At 75.2% G+C, this 19,467-nt stretch carries 15 protein-coding genes; 11 read left to right on the forward strand and 4 right to left on the reverse strand.

What is annotated here, in order from left to right; translation table 11 throughout:
* Window positions 1-49 precede the first annotated feature (49 nt).
* The 3 genes from GQS52_RS16550 to GQS52_RS16560 all read right to left on the reverse strand — a co-directional run bounded on the left by GQS52_RS16550 (window position 50) and on the right by GQS52_RS16560 (window position 5,754).
* Window positions 50-3,163 (reverse strand): VCBS repeat-containing protein, encoded by a 3,114-nt coding sequence (locus GQS52_RS16550; RefSeq protein WP_182314165.1) that lies wholly within the window; start codon window positions 3,161-3,163, stop codon window positions 50-52.
* A 237-nt stretch (window positions 3,164-3,400) separates the two neighbouring features.
* A complete protein-coding gene (locus tag GQS52_RS16555) occupies window positions 3,401-4,576 on the reverse strand; it encodes an aminotransferase class V-fold PLP-dependent enzyme (protein WP_182314166.1) in 1,176 nt (391 codons plus the stop codon).
* A 347-nt stretch (window positions 4,577-4,923) separates the two neighbouring features.
* Entirely contained in the window at window positions 4,924-5,754 is an 831-nt protein-coding gene (locus tag GQS52_RS16560; protein ID WP_182314167.1) for a DUF4352 domain-containing protein, read from the reverse strand.
* 183 nt (window positions 5,755-5,937) lie between these two features.
* On the opposite strand from GQS52_RS16560, the gene GQS52_RS16565 reads away from it, so the two are divergent.
* The 11 genes from GQS52_RS16565 to GQS52_RS16610 all read left to right on the forward strand — a co-directional run bounded on the left by GQS52_RS16565 (window position 5,938) and on the right by GQS52_RS16610 (window position 18,193).
* A complete protein-coding gene (locus tag GQS52_RS16565; RefSeq protein ID WP_182314168.1) occupies window positions 5,938-8,196 on the forward strand; it encodes an N-6 DNA methylase in 2,259 nt (752 codons plus the stop codon).
* A 128-nt stretch (window positions 8,197-8,324) separates the two neighbouring features.
* Window positions 8,325-9,005, forward strand: coding sequence for a hypothetical protein (locus tag GQS52_RS16570; RefSeq protein WP_182314169.1), 681 nt, complete (start codon window positions 8,325-8,327; stop codon window positions 9,003-9,005).
* Complete coding sequence (locus GQS52_RS16575; protein ID WP_275946477.1) at window positions 9,002-10,315, forward strand: serine/threonine-protein kinase; 1,314 nt, start codon at window positions 9,002-9,004, stop codon at window positions 10,313-10,315. Before GQS52_RS16570 ends, GQS52_RS16575 begins: the two co-directional genes overlap by 4 nt.
* 2 nt (window positions 10,316-10,317) lie before the next feature.
* Complete coding sequence (locus GQS52_RS28240; protein ID WP_346268246.1) at window positions 10,318-10,776, forward strand: hypothetical protein; 459 nt, start codon at window positions 10,318-10,320, stop codon at window positions 10,774-10,776.
* A 44-nt stretch (window positions 10,777-10,820) separates the two neighbouring features.
* The gene (locus GQS52_RS16580; RefSeq protein ID WP_182314170.1) at window positions 10,821-11,615 is read left to right on the forward strand and encodes an HNH endonuclease family protein; all 795 of its coding nucleotides are present in this window, start codon (window positions 10,821-10,823) and stop codon (window positions 11,613-11,615) included.
* Complete coding sequence (locus GQS52_RS16585; RefSeq protein ID WP_182314171.1) at window positions 11,603-11,722, forward strand: excalibur calcium-binding domain-containing protein; 120 nt, start codon at window positions 11,603-11,605, stop codon at window positions 11,720-11,722. The genes GQS52_RS16580 and GQS52_RS16585 overlap by 13 nt, the downstream gene beginning before the upstream one ends.
* A 232-nt stretch (window positions 11,723-11,954) precedes the next feature.
* Window positions 11,955-12,584, forward strand: a complete 630-nt coding sequence (locus GQS52_RS16590; RefSeq protein WP_182314172.1) for a SurA N-terminal domain-containing protein — start codon at window positions 11,955-11,957, stop codon at window positions 12,582-12,584.
* Window positions 12,585-12,785: 201 nt separating this feature from the next.
* Entirely contained in the window at window positions 12,786-13,880 is a 1,095-nt protein-coding gene (locus tag GQS52_RS16595) for a MazG family protein (protein ID WP_182314173.1), read from the forward strand.
* Window positions 13,881-14,160: 280 nt separating this feature from the next.
* Window positions 14,161-14,598 carry a DUF6479 family protein gene (locus GQS52_RS16600; protein ID WP_182314174.1) on the forward strand — a complete coding sequence of 146 codons (438 nt, stop codon included), beginning with the start codon at window positions 14,161-14,163 and terminating at the stop codon, window positions 14,596-14,598.
* A 174-nt stretch (window positions 14,599-14,772) separates the two neighbouring features.
* Entirely contained in the window at window positions 14,773-15,531 is a 759-nt protein-coding gene (locus tag GQS52_RS16605; RefSeq protein WP_182314175.1) for an endonuclease V, read from the forward strand.
* A gap of 1,342 nt (window positions 15,532-16,873) precedes the next feature.
* Window positions 16,874-18,193 carry a cytochrome P450 gene (locus tag GQS52_RS16610; RefSeq protein WP_182314176.1) on the forward strand — a complete coding sequence of 440 codons (1,320 nt, stop codon included), beginning with the start codon at window positions 16,874-16,876 and terminating at the stop codon, window positions 18,191-18,193.
* Here the strand turns inward: GQS52_RS16610 and GQS52_RS16615 are convergent.
* Complete coding sequence (locus GQS52_RS16615) at window positions 18,174-19,457, reverse strand: serine hydrolase domain-containing protein (RefSeq protein ID WP_259370822.1); 1,284 nt, start codon at window positions 19,455-19,457, stop codon at window positions 18,174-18,176. The genes GQS52_RS16610 and GQS52_RS16615 overlap by 20 nt on opposite strands.
* Between the last annotated feature and the right edge of the window lie 10 nt (window positions 19,458-19,467).

Raw genomic sequence — 19,467 nt, forward strand, 5'->3', positions numbered from 1 at the left:
CCGTTGCGGGGCGTGGAGGCCGGCGTCGTGCCCGGCGCAACCGGGGCCGCTAGAAGACGCCCTTGTAGGTCCAGCCGGTGGCGATCTTCGTCCGGGCGGTGAAGGTGCCGTCGCCCTTGCCGTTGTTGCGGTAGAGGTTTCCGCTGCTGTCCCGGACGACCAGGTCCGCCTTGCCGTCGCCGGTGATGTCTCCGGCGCCGACGATCGCGGTGTAGGTCCCTCCCCAGCCGGAGAAGACCTTCACGCGGTCCTTCAGCTTCCCGGTCCCCAGGCCGTCGTAGCGGTAGAGCGTGCCGTCCTTGTGGCGTGCCAGGACGTCGCCGTGGCCGTCGCCGTTCAGGTCGCCCGCGCCGACGATCTTCGTGTACGAGGTCCAGCCGGAGCGGATCCTCTGCCCGGCCGCCAGCGTTCCGTCGCTCTTCGCGGCGAACAGGAAGACGTCCCCGGTCGAGGACTTCCGCGCGAGCAGGTCGGCCCGCCCGTCGCCGGTCATGTCGCCCGGCGAGGTGAGGACGTTGTACGCGGACCAGCCCGTGCCGAGGAACATGTACCGCGTCGAGGTGGTGGGCGGATGGCCGCACTTCGGCTTGTAACTGCGCAGCGAGCCGTCCGCCGTCCGCACGAGGACGTCGTTGCAGCGGTCGTTGTTCAGGTCGCCGAACGGCACGGCGACCACGGAGGTGGACCAGCCGCTCGCCGAGGTCTTCCCGGAGAAGGCGCCCTTACCGTTGCCGTGGTGGAAGGCCAGTTCGCCCGAGGAGTTGAGGGTGAGCAGGTCGCTGGTGCCGTCCGGCTCGAAGTCCGGACTCGTGTGGTCCCGGCGCACGGGGCTGCCTGCCCGCAGCGCCACGGTGCCCCGCACTTCCAAGGGATCGCCGGTGCCGTCCGCCGGGGTGACGGACAGCGTCCAGTCGTACGCCCCGTTCGGGAGGAAGCCCTCCCCGGGGGCCGAGTAGTCGCTCCCGTCCCAGCCGACGACCAGCTTGCCGCGTGCGGCGCCGCCCGTCGCGGTGTCCACCACCTTGCCGGTCGCCTTGTCCCGCACTGTCAGCCGCCACTTCGCCGAGGGCTTCGACAGCCGCAGCGTGGTGAGGGTTTTCGGTACGGAGTCGAAGGTGACGGGCTCGATGCGCGCCGCCTTGTCGGCCGGCGCCAGCAGGCTCAGGGGCTGCGTGGGCACCCCGGACGGCACGAGGTGCACACGCTCCTGGTCGTCCACGTAGGCGGCGTTCGCGCCGTACTCGTCCACGGTCCAGCGCACGTCGCGCTGCGAGACCCCGGTGTCGGGCAGCTCCCCGATGACGCGGCCGGCGGGCGTGCCGTCCGCGACGGTGGTGAGGGTCAGCTTCCCGGCCTGCTTGTCGTGCGTGACCACGTAGCCGTCGCCCAGCTTCGCCTCGCCGGAGGGCACGGGCACCGACTTCCGCGTCGTGCGGTCGTAGACCCCGGCCCCGCCGCCGGATCCGCAGTTCCAGTACAGCCAGCGGCCGAGGGCCTGCAGTTCCTCGGGCACGCAGCCCGCGCCTGTGGCGAGGGTCTCCGTCTGCTCCTTCGTCGTCAGGTCGAGGCCCGTGACGCTGCCGGGGGTGCTGTCGGCGGTCCACAGCACGCTGCCCCAGACCGCGGCGGCGCCGGGGGCGCGGGTCACGGTGGGTGCGGCGTAGTTGTCGATCCTGGAGACTTGCTGCCGGTCGGCGGTCGTGTGGATCACGTACCTGCCGGAGACGTCGGTGATCTGCCCGCCGGCGGGCACCGAGCCGTGGAAGTAGTCGCCGGAGGAAGGTCCGTTGGCGTAGAACCCGTCGGAGCCTCCCGAGTCGCGGGCCAGCCACGTGATGCGTCCGTCGCCGGTCCCGTGGATCTGGAAGCAGGCGACGTCCTGGGGCAGGCAGGTGCTGGGCAGCGAACCGGAGGGCGTGAACGGGCTGCGCTCCCCGTACTCGGGGGTGCCGGTCACGGCGACGGTCCTCACGTAGTCGTCGCGCTCCCCGTCGTTGGTGTCGGCGACGACGAGCCTGCCCTGGGCCAGGGCGATCCCCTGGATCTTCCGTGGCGGTTTGGGCAGGGGCTTGACCTGTGTGAGGGCGGGACTGCCGTCGTCACTGCGGTGAATCCGCCAGATGCCCCGGTTGTCGGTGGTGGTGCTGCCGATGGCGAGTGCGGTGCCGTTGGGAGCGGTGGCCACTTTGGATTCCGACGTGAGCAGGGGGACCGATGCGCCGCCCGCGATCGGCTTGGCCTTCACCACCGTGCCGATGCTGGGACGGTGCACCAGCCAGTCGCCGACGACGGTCAGGCCCAGCGTGGGGTTTCTGCTGCCGTCGCCGTCCAGTACGACCTCGGCCGGGGCCGCCGACAGGTCGGCGCGCGGCAGCACCAGCACCTTGGTGTTGGTGAGGTTGTGCACGACCACGTGGTCCGCGGACAGCGCGGCGTAGTGATAGTCCGCCGGAAGTTCACGGGTCCAGCTCAGGACCTGGCCGGTCTCGCGGTCGACGGACACCATGCGGTAGGTGTCGTCCAGCCTGGCCAGGAAGAACAGGGCCGTTCCCTCCGCCCCGCGGGGCGAGCCCAGGACCATGCCTGCGGGCAGGCCCTCGACCGTCGTGTCGAGGGTGGTTCCGTCGGGTTCCGGGGTCAGCAGGTGGACGACCCGGGTGGTCGTCCCGTCCTCGGCGGTGACGCTGTGGTAGCTGACGACCGTGGTGCCGAGGACGCCGAGTGTGCTCTGCCCTTCGGGCAGCCGGACCGTGCGTGTCGTCCCGTCGGTCGCGTCCCACAGGTCGATCCGGCCTTCGCTGTAGTGGTACGCGAGGACATCGCTGCCCGTTCCACTGGTGTACAGCGTGCCCCGCGTCGTCGGCGCGGGGACGGTCCTGCCGTCCGCGTATCGCGTCCAGACCGGGGTCGTGTAGCCCTCCAGCCGGTGGAAGACGCCCTGGTCGCCCGCCCCGTCGGTCCCTGTCGACGTGTCGGGGTTGAACAGCGACGCCGAGGTGTAGCTGCTGCGCAGGGTGGCCGGTACGACGGTCTCCTGCGGCGCGTCCTCCGCGGAGGCCGTCGGCAGCAGGGGGCTCAGCCCGGCGGCCAGGGCCGCCGACGCGGCGACGGCGACGGCCGCACGACGTGCGGCACGGTGGCGTACGAAGACATGACGGGCCAAGTGGGTCCCTCCCCGGGAGCGCGAGGGGGCGCGCACCGGCGCAGACGCCGACCCGGCCCCCCGGCCGTCGCGTCCCCCTCGGAAGTCGGCCGATCGTACAGCGTTTCCCACCGTGGCGTACCTTCTTCCCCGCCCTGGTGACACGCCGACAGGCCGCAGGAATAGGGGAGTTGGCGTGCGCGCCCGGGACGGCCGGGCCCTCGGCGCCGGCCCGGGACCGTCCCCGCGCGTCGTCGGTCAGCCGCTGCGGGGGAGGGCGGCGAGGAGGCGGGCGAGGTCGTCCTCGGTGTTGTAGTAGTGCACGGAGGCGCGTACGGCGGCGGGGCCGGGGTGGGGCTCGAAGTGCGGGCGGCCCTGGGTGCGGCTGACGTTGACGCCCTGTTCGCGCAGGGTGTGCATGATCTGTGCGGGCTCGTGGCCGTCGACGGTGAAGGTGACGATGCCGCAGCGGCGCTCCCCGCGGTCCAGGACCGAGACGCCCGGCCGGTCCGCCAGTTCCTCGCGCAGTCGGGCGGCGAGGCCGGTGATCCGCTCCTCGACGGCGTCCGCGTCCAGGGCGGTGGCGTACCGGACGGCGGCCGCCAGGCCGATCTGGCCGGCGACGTTGCGCTCCCACGTCTCGAAGCGCCGGGCGTCGGGCCGCATCTCGTAGCGGTCCGGTGCGGTCCAGCGGGCCGAGTGCAGGTCGAGGAAGGGCGGCTTCAGGTCCTCCAGGACCCGGCGCCGGACGTAGAGGAAGCCGGTGCCGCGCGGGCCGCGCAGGAACTTGCGGCCCGTCGCGGAGAGCATGTCGCAGCCGATGTCCTCGACGTCGACGGCCAGTTGGCCGACCGACTGGCAGGCGTCCAGCAGGTACAGGACGCCGGCCTGCCGGCACAGCCGTCCGATGCCGGCCGCCGGGTTGACCAGGCCGTTGTGGGTCGGCACGTGGTTGACCGCCACCAGCCGCACGCCGCCCCGGCCGAGTTCGGCGGCGAGGGCGTCGAGGGAGAGCTGCCCGTGCTCGTCGTCGGGGACGACGTCGACGCGCACGCCGTACCTCTGCGCCGCCTGCAGGAAGGCGATGGCGTTGCTGGCGTACTCGCTGGTGGTGGTCAGGATGCGGTCGCCGGGCGAGAACGGCACCGAGTGGAAGGCCATGTCCCAGGCGCGGGTGGCGTTCTCGGTGCAGGCGATCTCGTCGCGGTGCGCGCCGATCAGCTCCGCCACCGCGTCGTAGAACCCCTCGACGGCCTCCCGGGCGGCGTCGGCCGCCTCGTAGCCGCCGATCCGCGCCTCGAGGTCGAGGTGGCGGGCCACGGCGTCGGTCACCGGCCGGGGCGGGAGCGCGGCGCCGGCGTTGTTCAGATGTGCCCTGGTCGCGCAGCCCGGTGTCTCCGCCCGGGCCCTGTCGACGTCGATGCATGTGCTCATCCGGGGTTCCCCTCCCGTGCCGTGTCGCGGTGTCCGACGGCCCCACCCTAGGCCGGGCCGCCGCGCGGCGCGGCCGAACGGGCAGCCGGGGCGGGGGAGGGGCGCCTCGCGCGGGGCACCCTGCGCGACTCCCGGCGGACCCTGACGGGCCTTGACGGGCCCCGGCGGGGTCCGGGCCGGGGCCGGGTGCATGCGGGGGTGCCCGCGGGGCTGCCCCGCATGCGGCGGCGCTCCGGAGCCCTCCCCCCACGGGGGGCTCCGGAGCGCCTGCTTCGGTGCGGGCCCCTGCCGGGCCCGGGTTCCGGGCCCTGTGCCGCGCGCTGCGCGGTCCGGGGCCCGGTGGGGCGTCAGAGCTTCAGGCCCCAGGAAGAGGAGTCGTAGGTGAGGCCCGGGGAGACCTCGACGTCCAGGTTCTTGGCGTCGGCGGGGGTGTCGAAGGCGAAGACCACGCTGACCTTCTTGCCGGGGGCGACGGACCCGGTGAAGAGGCCCTCGACGCCGTCGTCGATGATCTGCTCGGCCTCGACCCCGTCCTTGCCGGCGCGGCCGTCGACGGTGAGCAGGGCGGTGTCGAACTTCTCCTTGCCCTTGTTCTCGACCACCACGGTCACCTTGTAGGCGTTGTTGCCCTTGGTGTGGCCGGCGGCCCATTCGCTGGGCTTGTAGGCCTCCGGCTCGTTGACGGTGACCCACAGCTCGTCGTCGTAGACCGCGCTGTCGCCGGCCGCGAGGACCTCCGCCTTCTCGGAGCCGCCCTTGCCGGAGCCCTCCTTGCCGCCGTCCTTGCCGGAGTCGCCGGAGGACTTGTCCTTGCCGGAGGTGGCGGTCGAGCCCTTGTTCAGGTCGTCCACGACGTCGTTGACGGCGGTGACGGTGGCGATGCCGACGACCACCGACAGGATCACGGAGAGCAGGCCGAGGATCGCGCCGCTGAGGGTCACGCCCTTGTTGGTGGCCTCGCCGCGCTTGGTGCGGCCGAGGCCGGCCAGGCCCAGGATCAGGGCGATCAGGCCGAGGATGCCGCCCAGCCAGAACATGAACGGGATGATCGCGAAGACGGCGCCGATCAGGCCGAGGATCAGGGCCGCGGTGCCGAGCCCGTTGCGGGCGGGGGCCGCCGGGCCCGGCGCCTGCGGGAACTGCCCGGGCTGGGGCGGGAGATGCATCTGCTGAGACATGAGGGTGCCCCTTCCGGGCGTCGTGGGAACTCCGTGGATCGCTGGGTCAATAACAGCATCTCTTGTGAACCGAGTCAACGTGAATGAGGATGTCTATTCTGTTCACGAGGCGAATCGAGGTGTCCGGAGCTCATGGGTATATTCAGGACCACAGGGGTGGCTGCACAGGACGGAGCCGGACGCATGCCGGAGAACGCAGCAGAAGTGACCGCCGCCGGGATCGCCCGGCTCGCCGGCGTCGGACGGGCCGCCGTCAGCAACTGGCGCCGTCGGCACCCGGACTTCCCGCAGCCGGTCGGAGGCACCGACGCCAGCCCCTCCTTCTCCCTCCCCGAGGTCGAGAAATGGCTGCGCGACCAGGGGAAACTCGCCGAGGTGCCGCTGCGCGAGCGGGTCTGGCAGCAGCTCGCCTCCCACCCCGGGGGCACGGCCGACGCACTCCGCCTGGCCGGCGCCGTCCTGCTGCTGGCGGCCGAACGCCCCGAGGAGTGGCGGGCCCTGTCCCGCGAGCCCGACCGAACGCTCCCCACCCGGCTGGCCGAGGCCGCCGCCGAGGTGTTCACACAGCGCTTCGGCGGCCCGCCCCCCGCCGCCCCCGCCACGGCCGTCACCGCCCCGGCCGCTCCCGGAGCGGCGGCGCACGCCCCGGCCGCTCCCGCAGCGGCGGCCCTCGCCCCGGAGGCCCCCGACCCGGCAGCACTTGCGGCAGCCGTCCCCCTGGTCCGCGCCGCGGGCCGGCTGGCCGCCGAACTCGGCCCGCGCCAGGCCTACGAGTTCCTCCTCGGCCGCCACCTCGACACCAACCCGCGCCAGTACACGCTCACCCCGCCCGGCCTCGCCGAACTCATGGCCGCGCTCGCCCTGCCCGGCACCGCGCGCCCCGGCGCCCCGCCCGTGCAGGCGTTCACCGTCCTCGACCCGGCCTGCGGCACCGGCGCGCTGCTGCGCGCGGCCGGCGACTGCGGCACGCTCCTGGGGCAGGAGGCCGATCCGGCCCTGGCGGCGCTCACCGCCGTGCGGCTCGCCCTCCGTACCCGTGCCGAGGTGCGGGTGCGTGCCGGGGACAGCCTGCGCGCCGACGCCTTCCCCGGCCTCGCCGCGGACGCCGTGCTCTGCCACCCGCCGTTCAACGAGCGCAACTGGGGCCACGACGAACTGACCTACGACCCCCGCTGGGAGTACGGGCTGCCGGCCCGCACCGAGTCCGAACTGGCCTGGGTGCAGCACGCCCTCGCCCACGCTCGCCCCGGCGGCACCGTCGTGGTGCTGATGCCGCCCGCCGCCGCGTCCCGCCGCTCCGGCCGCCGCGTCCGCGCCGACCTGCTGCGCCGCGGAGCCCTGCGCGCCGTCGTCGCCCTGCCCGCCGGGAGCGCGCCGCCGTACGGCATCCCCCTGCACCTGTGGGTGCTGCGCCGCCCGGACCCGGCCGGCGCCGCCGGGGCCGTCCCGCCGTCGCCGCACCTGCTGCTCGTCGACGCGGCGGGACTGCTGCCGGAGGGCCACGGGGGCCACGGCGGACACGGGGGCCGGGAGGCCCTGCCCCGGCAACTCCTGCGCGATGCCGTCCTGGAGGCGTGGGAGTCCTTCGACCGGCACGGGACGACCGAGGCGCGGCCCGGCGTCGCCCGCGCCGTGCCGGTCATCGAACTCCTCGACGACGACGTCGACCTCGCCCCCGCCCGGCACCTACCCCCGCCCGCCACCGACGACGGCCCGGAACTCACCAGCCTGCGCGAACGCCTCGCCGCCACCCTGCGGCACACCGCGGAGATCACCCCGGCCCCCGGCGTCCCGGTCTCCGGCGCCCCGGCCCCCGGCACTCCGGTCTCCGGCGCCCCGGCCCCCGGCACTCCGGTCTCCGGCGCCCCCGGCGCCCGGCGCCCGACGACCACCGTCGGCGAACTCGCCCGGGCCGGCGCCCTCCTCATGCGGCCCGGCGGCCCCGGCGCGGTCCCCGGCGGGGACGGCCCCGCCGTGCTGACCGAGCACGACGTCGTCGCCGGCACCGGCCCCACCGGGACCCTGCCCGCCGGAGCCCCCGAGGACCCGGTGCTCACCGAGGAGGGGGACGTGGTGGTGCCCGTCCTGGGACGCGGCGCCGTCGCCCGCGTCGTCGACCGGGAGACTGCCGGGGCCGCCCTCGGCCGCAACCTGTGGCTCCTGCGCCCCGACCCGGCCGTGCTCGACCCCTGGTTCCTCGCCGGGTTCCTGCGCGGCACCGCCAACACCCGCCGCGCCAGCAGCTACGCCTCCACCACCGGCCGGCTCGACGTACGCCGCCTCCAGGTGCCCCGCATGCCCCTGTCCGACCAGCTCCGGTACGGGGCCCGGTTCCGCGAACTCGCCGGTTTCGAGAGCGCGCTGCGCGAGGCCGTCGCCCTCGGGGAGCAGCTGGTCCGGGGACTCCACGACGGCCTCACCGACGGAAGGCTCAGCCCCTGAGGAGGGCCGGTTCGGCACACTGCGGCCCCGGCCGTCCGCGGCGGTCGATACGCTCTCGCTGACAGCAGGACCCCGACCGCCTGCCCGACCGCCTCCCGACCGCCCGACAGGTCATCACAGGAGTTGCCATGAACGGCCCCGGCGCCGCGCCGAGACCCCTCCCCGACGACAGAGTGGTGATCTCGCTGCGCGTGCTGTTCTGCGCGGCGGCACTGCTGTCCTGCGGCCTGCTCTCCTGGGTGCCGATGCTGAGGCTGGCCCTGCTGAGGCTGCGGACCGTCGACTGGGTCCTGTGCGGAGCCGTGTTCGCGGCCGCCTTCGGGCTGCTGGCGACGGTCGGCGAACTGCCGGAGGCCAGCCCCTGGTCGGACGCGGCCGTGGGGGCGCTCCTGCTCCTCTCCGTGCTCGTCACCGTGTACTACCTGGTGGTCGACATACGCCACCACGGCGAGCGGCGCGCACGGGCCGCGCAGGCGGCGCACGCCGCGCACGCCCCCTACGGGCAGCAGCAGTACGGGTACGGCTACCCGCACCCGCAGGCGCCGCACCCGCAGGCGCCCCCGCCGCAGCCGGGGATCCCCCACCAGCAGCCGTCCCCGTACGCCGCACCGCCCCCGCAGGCCCCGTACAACCCCTACCGCGACACCCCGCCGGGCGGCTCGCCCGCCGGTCCGCCCGCCCCCGCCGCGCCCGCGCACGTGCGGCCGCAGGGCGCCCCCGGACCCGCCGCGCCCCGGCGCATGGACCAGGTCCGCGCCGAACTCGACGAGCTCAGCGACCTGCTGCGCCAGGAGGAGGGCGAGCGGTGACGGGACGGATCGTCGCCGGCCGCTACGAACTGTCCACGGTGATCGGACAGGGCGGCATGGGCCAGGTGTGGACCGCCTACGACCGCCGCCTGGACCGCCGGGTCGCGGTCAAACTGCTGCGCCCCGACCGGGTCGCGGGCACCGCCGAGGCGGGCGACCTGCAGCGCCGCTTCGAGCGCGAGTGCCGGGTCACCGCCCAGGTCGACCACCCCGGCCTGGTCACCGTGTACGACGCGGGCAGCGACGCCGACGAGCTGTACCTGGTCATGCGGTACGTCGAGGGCGCCGACCTCGCCGACCACCTCGCCGAGAACGAGCCGTACCCGTGGACGTGGGCGGTCGCCGTGGCGGCGCAGCTGTGCTCGGTGCTCTCCGCCGTGCACGCCGTGCCCATCGTCCACCGCGACCTGAAGCCGCGGAACGTCATGGTGGGCCAGGACGGCGCGGTCACCGTCCTCGACCTGGGCGTGGCCGCGGTGCTCAACACCGACACCACCCGCCTGACCCGCTCCGGCTCGTTCCCCGGGACCCCCGTCTACATGGCCCCCGAACAGGCCATGGGCGGCGCCGTCGGCCCCCGCACCGACCTGTACGCCCTCGGCATCGTGCTGCACGAACTCCTCAGCGGCAACGTGCCGTTCCACGGTTCCACGGCCCTCGGCGTCCTCCACCGCCACCTGCACGAGGCGCCCGTCCCGCTGCGGCAGGTCCGTCCGGAGGTGCCCGAGCCGCTGGAGGCGCTGGTCCTGCGGCTGCTCGCCAAGGACCCGCAGGACCGGCCCGCCGACGCACAGGAGGTCTACCGGGCGCTCGCCCCGATGCTCCCCGGACCGCAGCCCGCCGTCCCCCCGGCACCCGGCGGCTCCCGGCCGATGGACCCCACCCGTCCGTTCGTCCGGCCGCTCGCCCCCTGGCCCGACCGCCCCGCCCCGCCCCCGGCAGGCCCCCGGCGAGCCCGCCGGGCGCTCACGGCTCCCCCGGCTCCCACGGCGGCGGCAACCCGGACCGCGGCGGCACGTACGGCAACGGCACGTACGGCACGTACGGCGCCCCGGGCACTTCCGGTACCCCCGGCGCTTCCGGCACGTACGGCTCCCACGGCACGTACGGTTCCCACGGCGCCTACGGTGCCCCCGGCGGCGCCCACGCGGGCGTGCCGGGCGCCGGGGGCCTGCCCGGCGGGCCGGCCGCCCCGGACAGCAGCGGCACCGGCTCCGGCCTCGCGGCGGCGGTCGAGGAGGTCAAGCACCTGCTGGACGCGGGCCGCATCACCCAGGCCGTCGACATCCTCGGCAACGCCCTGTCCGTAGCCGTGGCCCGGCGCGGCGAGGGCTCCCCGGCCGTGCGGATGCTGCGCAGGCACTACGCGGCGACCCTCATGGAGGACGGCCAGTACCGCCGCGCCCTGCCCGAACTGCGCACCCTCGCCGGCGAGTACGCGGCCGAGCACGGCGCCGCCGACCCGCAGGCGCTGCGCTTCCGCTACGAGGCCGCGCAGTGCCTGGAACAACTGGGCGATGCGGCCACCGCGCTGACCGAGTACCGGTACCTGCTGCCCCACTTCGAGGCCCGGGCCTTCGCCGACCCCGTCCTGCCGCTGGAACTGCGCCGCCGCATAGGCAACCTGCTGCTCTCCGTCGGCGACCGCGGCGCCGCCCGCGAGGTCCTGGTGCGCCTGCTCTACGACGCCGAGCGGCTGCACGGCCCGCACCACCCCTTCCCCGCGGAGATCCGCAGGTCCCTGGACTGGCTGAACCAGATCCGCGGCTGAAGGCCCCCTGTCCGCGCGGGCGGAGGGCCCGCTACCGTTCACGGATGGACCGACCCCACCGTCACCGCGGCGCGCCCGCGGGCGTGTTGCTCGCCGCGGCCCTCGCCCTCGCCGGCTGCACCCCCGCCGGCGACGGCCCCGCGCCCGGAGGCGGAACCGGGGCCGGCGGCGCGGGGACGGCCGCCGCCGCGCTCGGGGAGCTGGCCGTCGCCCCGGCCGGATCCTCGTCCGGCTACGAGCGCGACGAGTTCGGCCGCTCCTGGGCCGACACCGACGGCAACGGCTGCGGCACCCGCGACGACATACTGGCCAGGGACCTCACCGGCGTCGACCGCGAGGACGGCTGCACCGTCGTCTCCGGAACCCTCACCGACCCCTACACCGGCACACGGATACGGTTCGAACGCGGACGCAGCCGGATCGACATCGACCACGTCGTCGCGCTCTCCGACGCCTGGCCCAAGGGCGCGAGCGAGTGGGACCGCAGCAGGCGGACGCGGTTCGCCAACGACCCCCTCAACCTCCTCGCCGTCGAGGCCCGCGCCAACCGCACCAAGGGGGACGGGGACGCCACCGAGTGGCTGCCCCCCGACGAGTCCTTCCACTGCGCCTACGTGGCACGCCAGGTGGCGGTGAAGAAGAAGTACGAGCTCGAGGTGACGAAGGCCGAGAAGGCCGCCATGGAGAAGGTGCTGGCCGACTGCCCCGGTGAACGGCTGCCCACCGGCGGGAAGCCGCAGGCCCCGACGGCGGGGGAGACGGCGGCGGATCCGGGAGCACCGGGAGCACCGGCGGATCCGGGAGTACCGGCGGATCCGGGGGGACGGTGGAGTACGTGAACTGCGACGCCGTGCGCGAGGCGGGCAAGGCCCCGCTGCACCGCGGCGACCCCGGCTACACGGAACGCCTCGACCGCGACGGCGACGGAGTCGCCTGCAGCGACTGACCCGAGCCCGCAGCCGTCACCCCGCTCTCCGGGCCCGCTCCCGGACAGCTGCGGACAGCCGCGGACAGTCGTGGACAGCCACGGACAGCCCGGGGAAGCGGCGGACCGTCTCCGTTCCCGTAACCGTGCGGATCGTTCTGCGGAGTGCTGGATATCACACCCCCGCACTCCATATCCTCGATCAACGCCGGACCGGAGCACCGACGCCCGGTCCCCGCTGCCAGGAGGCCCCGTGATCCGCAGGTCCGTGTCGCTCCTCGCCGCCGCCGCTGTGCTGGGCGCGGCCCCACTGCTCAGCGCGTGCGGGACCCCGCACGCGGGCGCCGCCGCCGTGGTCGGCGGGGAGGCGGTCTCGGTGTCCGCGCTCCAGGCCAAGGTCAAGGAGGTCCGCGACGCGCAGGCCGACAGCGTGACCGCGGCCGGCGTGCCCGAGCCGAGCAGCGACCTCTCCCGCGCCACCCTGAACGGAATCGTCTTCGACAAGGTGCTGTACCGGGCCGCGGCCGACGCGGGCGTGAAGGCCACCCGGGCCGAGGTCCAGGAGGACTGCGCCGAGCGCGCACGGCAGGCCGGCGGCACGGAGGCGCTGCGCACCATGCTGCTGCAGCGTTACGGCATCGCCCCCGGTGAGGTGGAGGAGTTCTGCCGCAACCAGGCCACGGCGCAGAAGCTGGCCCGCAAGCTGGGCGCGGACCTGCAGACGCCGGAGGGGCAGGCCGTCGTCCTCAAGGAGCTGAGCACCACCTCCCGGTCCCTCGACATCGACATCAGCCCCCGGTACGGGACCTGGGACGACAAGGAGCTCTCCCTGAACGGCGTGAAGGAGGAGTGGCTGCGCCCGGCCGAGCCGCAGGGCGCGTAGGCCCGCCCGTACCCGGAGGACGTCGCCGTGCCCCGGCCGGAGCCGGGCCGGGCCGGGGCTGGATCCGGCGCCGCGTCCGTGCCCGGCTCCCGGCCCTGCTCCGGCCCTGCCCCTGCTCCGGCCCTGCCCCGGGCCCCGTTCCGGGGCGCCCGGCGGGAGGAGGCGCCGCGCGGGCGCAGGGTGCGGGTACGGTCGGGACTCGTGGCTGCTTCGAACGACGACACGCGCGAGGCCGGTACTCCCGGTACCGGCCGACTGGTCCTGCTCACCACCACCCACCGGATCGCCCCCGGCCTGCTGTCCTGGCCCGCCTGGAAGGTCCTGCACGAGGCGGACCGGGTGGTCTGCTCCGACCCCGAACACCCCCAACTGCCCTACCTGAGGGAAGCGGGGATCGCGGTCGAGACCGCCGCCCCGACCGCCCGGGAACTGGTGGACGACGCCGCCTCCGGGGAGGGACGCACCGTCGTCGTGGTCTCCGCCGCCGACGGCGAACCGGCCCTGACCGACGGCCTGGCCCGCATCGCCGGCTCCGGCCGCGACACCGTGCCGGAGCTGGAACTGCTGCCCGGCTCCTACGACCTGCCCGGCGCCCGCCTGCTCGACCTCGTGCACGTCATGGACCGGCTGCGCTCGCCCGGCGGCTGCCCGTGGGACGCCCGGCAGACCCACGCCTCGCTCGTGAAGTACCTCCTGGAGGAGGCGTACGAGCTCGTCGAGACCATCGAGGAGGACGACCGCGAGGCCCTGCGCGAGGAACTGGGCGACGTCCTCCTGCAGGTCCTCTTCCACTCCCGCATCGCCGAGGAGCACCCGGACGACCCGTTCTCGATCGACGACGTGGCCGGCGGCATCGTCGACAAGCTCATCCACCGCCACCCGCACGTCTTCGGGTCCTCCGGCGCCCCCACCACCCCCGCCGAGATCGAGCAGAGCTGGGACCGGCTGAAGGCCCAGGAGAAGCAGCGAGAGTCGGTCACCGAGGGCGTGCCGCTCGGCCAGCCCGCCCTGGCCCTGGCCGCGAAACTGGTGCAGCGGGTCCGCCGGGGCGGCCTCGACGTCCCCCTGCCCTCCCCCGGGACGGAGCCCCTGGGGGCGGAGGCCCCCGTCGCGGAGGTCACCGCCGCGGAGGCGGAAGGCCTCGACGAGGAGCGGGCGGGCGACCTGCTGATGGTGCTGGCGGCGCGGGCGGCCGAGCACGGTATCGACCCCGAGTCCGCCCTCCGGGCCGCCGCCCGCCGCTACCGCGACGCCGTCCTGGCCGCCGAGCGCGGCGCGGGCACGGCCGCCGGCTGAAGCACCGCGCCCCCGGCCGCCGGGCCACCGGGTCCCGGCGGCCGGCTGGTACCGCGGGCGGGCACTGCGGGCGGGCACCGTACCCCGGTGCCCGCCCGGCCCGGCTCGGCCTGCCCGGCCCGCCCGGCTCGCCCGGCCCGCCTCGGCGTCTGCCCGTCCCGTGCCGCGCGCCCGTCTCGTGCCGCCCGCCCGTCCGGTCCGAGCCGGTCAGCACGCCCCCGCCGCCGTACCGCAAAAGGGGGGCCGTGTTCCGGTACGGCGGCGGGGTAGGCGCGTGGGCATGACCAACGATCTGCTGAACCTCGCCGCACGCGACCACCTCGTCGGCATCTGGCCGATGGTGGTCGGCGTCGCCGTGGTCGCGCTGCTCCTGACGGCCTTCTGGTACGGGCGGCAGCGGCGGCTGCGCGAACCCCCGCCGCCCGTCGAGCCGCAGCCCCGGGCGGGTGCCTGGCAGACCCGCGAGGAGTACGGCCGCAACACCCCGCCGGACCACGGGCCCGGCCACCAGGACGGCGACGCCGACCGGGTCGGCTACGAATCCACCACCGAGCCGCACCCGGAGATGCCGAAGGACGGCCACCGCTACCTCCCCCAGGAGATCGCGGGGATGCCCAGCACCGGCGACGGCCGGGAGACGTCCCGCCGAACCGGCCCGTCCTCCGGCAACCCGGCGGCCGGAACCCCGCGCGACCACCGGAACCCCGGCCGTCCCTGACCCCGGGCCCCTCCCGGTCTCCGGCCCCTCCTGACCCGGGCCGCCCCTGACCCCGCCCGCCGCCCGCACCCCGTGCCGGCGGCGGGCGGGGTCTCCCCGTCACCGCATTCGTCCCGCCCCGCTAACCTCGTGTCCGTCGGAGACCGGCCACCGGCCCGTCGACCAGGGGGACTGATGCATATCGAGCTGCCGCACGACTGGCCGGCCACCGAGGCGGAGGCGATCGCCCTCCAGCTCTCGCTGGCGCCCCTGGTGGACCGCACGGGCCCCGGGCCGCAGGAGCCCCGCCTCATCGCCGGTCTCGACGTCGCCTACGCCGGCGACGGCCGGGACGGCACCCCGGCCACTGCGGGCTCCCCGCCCCTGCCGCCGTCCCCGGCTGCGCCGCCGTCCTCGGGCGGGGTGCGGGTGGCGGCGGGGATCGCAGTCCTGGACGCCCGCAGCCTGGAGGTCGTGGAGACCGCCACGGCCGTGGGCGTCACCGCCTTCCCCTACGTCCCCGGGCTGTTCGCCTTCCGGGAGCTGCCCGTGCTCCTCGACGCGCTGCGGGCCCTGCGCACCGTCCCCGACCTGCTGCTGTGCGACGGGCAGGGCGTCGCCCACCCCCGCCGCTTCGGTCTCGCCTGCCACCTGGGGGTGATCACCGGGCTGCCCGCCGCCGGGGTCGCCAAGACGCCGTTCACCGGTTCCTCCGCCCCACCCGCCGACGAGCGCGGGGCCTGGACGCCGATGCTCGACGGGGACGAGGTCGTCGGCCGCACGCTGCGCACACGCGCCGGCGTCAAACCGGTGCACGTCTCCGTCGGCCACCGCATCGACCTCGACACCGCCTGCCGCCACGTCCTGGCGGCTGCTCCGCGCTACCGCCTTCCCGAGACCACCCGCATCGCCGACCGTCTCAGCCGCGACGCCCTGGCCTCCGCCCTCCCCTGACCGGCGCCCCGCCGCCCCCGCCGCGTCGCCGTGATCCGAAGCGGGGTGGCAAAGCGCAGAAAAGCTGTCCGTTTCGCACCTTTCGCATTGCGGTTTGCCGCCTCGGTTCGCCTGTTCCACCGTTCGGGTGGGTGATGCGGTTGTTCACCGGGCGCCGGGTGTCCACAGGGAGCGCGAGGGGTTGCCCGTTCGTCCGCCGCAGAGGGTGTGCTCGGGGAGTGAACGCGAACCCGCCCTCCCTGGAATCCCTGGCCGCCCGCTCGGGCGGCATCCTGCTCACGGAGCGGGCCGTTGCGGCCGGGTGGCCCGAGTCCCGGCTGCGGTACCGGCTGCGGCGGGGCGGGTGGCACCCGGCCCAGCACGGCGTCTGGCTGCACCCGCAGCTCCGCCCGGACCTGCGGGTCCGGCTGCGGGCGGCGCAGTTGCGGCATCCGCAGCTGGTCGCCAGCCACAGGTCCGCGGCCGCGCTCTGGGGGTTCGACCTGTTGAACGAGGGGCGCGAAGAGCACGCGGAGGTCGAGCTGACCTGCCGCGCCGGACGCCGCCTCGTGCTGCGTGAGGCGCGGGTGCACCGGCTGCGCCTCGGGGAGGACGAGGTCGCCGTGCGGGAGGGCCTGCGGCTCACCGCCCCTGTCAGGACGGTCGCCGACCTGCTGCGGAGCCTGCCGCTGCACGAGGCGGTGATCGCCGCCGACTCGGCCTTCCGGCAGGGAGCGGCCTGCGTCCCCCAGGTCTTTGCGGCCCTGCGCGCGGACTCGCGGCGCAGTCGCACCGCTGACGCCCGGCGCGCGCTGGAGCAGTGCGATCCGGCGAGCGGCTCGGCGGCGGATAGCAAGGCCCGGCTGGAGATGCGCGGGGCGGGACTGTTCCCCGAGTCCCAGGTCGAGGTGGTCACCCCCTCGGGGCGTCTCTACCGGCTCGACTTCCTGTTCCGCAGGGAGGGGCTGGCGGTGGAGATCGAGGGCCACCGGTGGCACGGAACCAGGCTCGCCCACCGCCGGGACGCCGCCCGGTTCAACGACCTGGCCCGGTGCCCCGCCGTCCGCCGGGTCCTCCGCTTCACCGCCGACGACGTCTTCCACCGCCCCCGGCAGATGATCCGCACCGTCCGCAGAACCCTGTCCGCTCTCCCCCGACCCACTGAGACCCCGCCCCGTCGCCCCGCCGCGATCCGAAGTGAGGTGGCAAAGCGCAGAAAAGCTGTCCGTTTCGCTCCTTTCGCATTGCGGTTTGCCGCCTCGGTTTCGGTGGGGGCCGGGTACGGGCGGCGGGGCGGGGCGCGGACGGTACGGGCGGCGGGGGCGGAGTCCCGTGCGGGCATGCCACGCCGTACGGTCGAGGCATGCACGACCCCATCCCCGCGGCCTGCCCCGCCGGACCCGCCGGTCCGGCCGGTCAGGTCGGGCCCGCTCCCGAGCCGCCCGCCCTCTTCACCTGGGAGTTCGCCGCCGACCCGTACCCGGCCTACGCATGGCTGCGCGAGCACGCCCCCGTGCACCGCACCACCCTGCCCAGCGGGGTCGACGCGTGGCTGGTCACCCGGTACGCCGACGCCCGCCGGGCCCTGGCCGACGGGCGGCTGTCGAAGAACCCCGACACCCACAGCGGGCGCGCGCACGCCAAGGGCAAGGTCGGCATTCCGGGCGAGCGCAACGCCGAGCTGGTCTCGCACCTGCTGAACATCGACCCGCCGGACCACACCCGGCTGCGCCGCCTGGTCTCCAAGGCGTTCACCCCGCGCCGCGCGGCCGCCTTCGCGCCCCGCGTGCAGGAGCTGACCGACCGGCTGATCGACGGCTTCGCCGCGCGCGGCAGCGCCGACCTGATCCACGAGTTCGCCTTCCCGCTGCCCATTTACGCCATCTGCGACATGCTGGGCGTCCCCGCCGAGGACCAGGACGACTTCCGGGACTGGGCGGGCATGATGATCCGCCACGGCGGCGGGCCGCGCGGCGGGGTCGCCCGGTCGGTCAAGAAGATGCGCGGCTACCTGGCCGACCTCATCCACCGCAAGCGGGCGGAGCTTCCGGCGGAGGCGCGGCCCGGCGAGGACCTGATCTCCGGCCTGATCCGGGCCAGTGACCACGGCGAGCACCTCACCGAGAACGAGGCCGCCGCGATGGCCTTCATCCTGCTGTTCGCCGGCTTCGAGACCACCGTCAACCTCATCGGCAACGGCACCTACGCCCTGCTGCGCAACCCCGCCCAGCGCACCCTCCTCCAGGAGTCCCTCGACCGGGGCGGGTCGGCCCTGCTGGCCACCGCCGTGGAGGAGCTGCTGCGCTACGACGGCCCCGTGGAGCTGGCCACCTGGCGGTTCGCCACCGAGCCGCTGACCCTGGCGGGGGAGCGGATCGCGGCGGGCGACCCGGTCCTGGTCGTCCTGGCCGCGGCGGACCGCGACCCGGCCCGCTTCGACGGCCCGGACACCCTGGACCTCGCCCGCCGCGACAACCCCCACCTCGGTTTCGGCCACGGCATCCACTACTGCATCGGTGCGCCCCTGGCCCGGCTGGAGGCGCAGACCGCGCTGGCCACCCTGCTGCGCCGCCTGCCGGACCTGCGCCTTGCCGCGGACCCGGACGACCTGCGCTGGCGCGGCGGCCTGATCATGCGGGGCCTGCGCACCCTGCCGGTGGAGTTCACCCCCGAGCGACGTTGACGCCGCGGCAGGCGTCCGGGTCGGGGGCGGAGCCGGAGGGGACGAGGGCGGCGGCGATGATGCGTTCCGCGGTCCGCGGCTGGGCACCGCCCATGTGCAGGGTGTTGACGGAGTAGACGAGCCTGCGGCTCAGGTCCTCGGTGGCGCCGACACCGTTGTTGTAGCCGGGCCGGTCGCCGCTCTTGCCCCACACGGTCAGGCCGCCGATGTCGTACCGGGTCAGGCCGACGCTGTAGGAGGCCTTCTCCTTCCCCTCCGCCCCGTGCTTCCACACGTCGGGGACGGTGAACATCTCCGCCAGCTGCTCCTTCGGGACGACCTCGCCGCGGAAGAGCGCGGTGACGAACCGGTCGAGGTCGGCCGCGGTGGAGACCATCCCGCCGGCGGTCCACGTGAGGGAGGGGCTCGCCTCGGTGATGTCGACGTACCGGGTGCCGTCGGCGGTCTCCACGGCCTCGTAGCCGCGGGCGTGCGGGCCGCGCAGTTCCGGGCCGGAGGGCAGGGAGGTGTGGCGCAGGCCGGCGGGGCGCAGCACTTCCTCCTCCAGGACCTCGGCGTAGGGGCGGCCGGTGACGGCCTCGACGACCAGCCCGGCGACCAGGTAGCCGGTGTTGCCGTACTGCTGGGCGCTGCCGGGGGCGAAGACCTCCCTGCCGCCCGCTCCGCGCAGGCCGCCGATGACGACCTCGCGGGGGTCGAAGACGTCGTAGCGGTGCTCGAAGAACCAGTCGGGGTCCTTGTGGGGGATGGTGTTCCCGGGGATGCCGTGGGTGTGGTTCAGCAGCTGCCGCACCGTCACGTCCGGGAAACCGTCGGGCAGCAGGCCGGGCAGGTACTGCTGGACGGTCCCGTCGAGGTCGACCTCCCCCCGGTCGGCGAGCCGGAGCACGACGGCGGCGGTGAAGGTCTTGCTGATGCTGCCGATGCGGAACCGGGCCCGGTGGGGGACGGGCCTGCCGGTGCGCAGGTCCGCGATGCCCGAGGTGGCGCGGAACTCCCCGGCGGAGCCGCTGATCCGCACCAGCGCGCCGCTGACCTCCTCGTTCGGGACGTCCGCCAGGACCCGGCACAGCGCGGTGCGGTCCAGGGGCGGGAGGGAGGCGGTGGATGCGCTCGCGGGGGCGGAGGCGCTCGCGGGTGTGGGGGCGGCTGCGGCGCCGGGGGCGGCCGCACCGGCGAGCGCGGTGCCGGCGAGCAGCAGGGCGGCCGTCGCTGCGCGTAACGGCCGACGGCGGTTCGTCGTGGTGCTCGGGCCAGTGCGCACGGTGTCCTCC

It is taken from the genome of Streptomyces sp. SCUT-3 (assembly GCF_014083985.1).
Classification (GTDB): Bacteria; Actinomycetota; Actinomycetes; order Streptomycetales; family Streptomycetaceae; genus Streptomyces_H; species Streptomyces_H thermolineatus.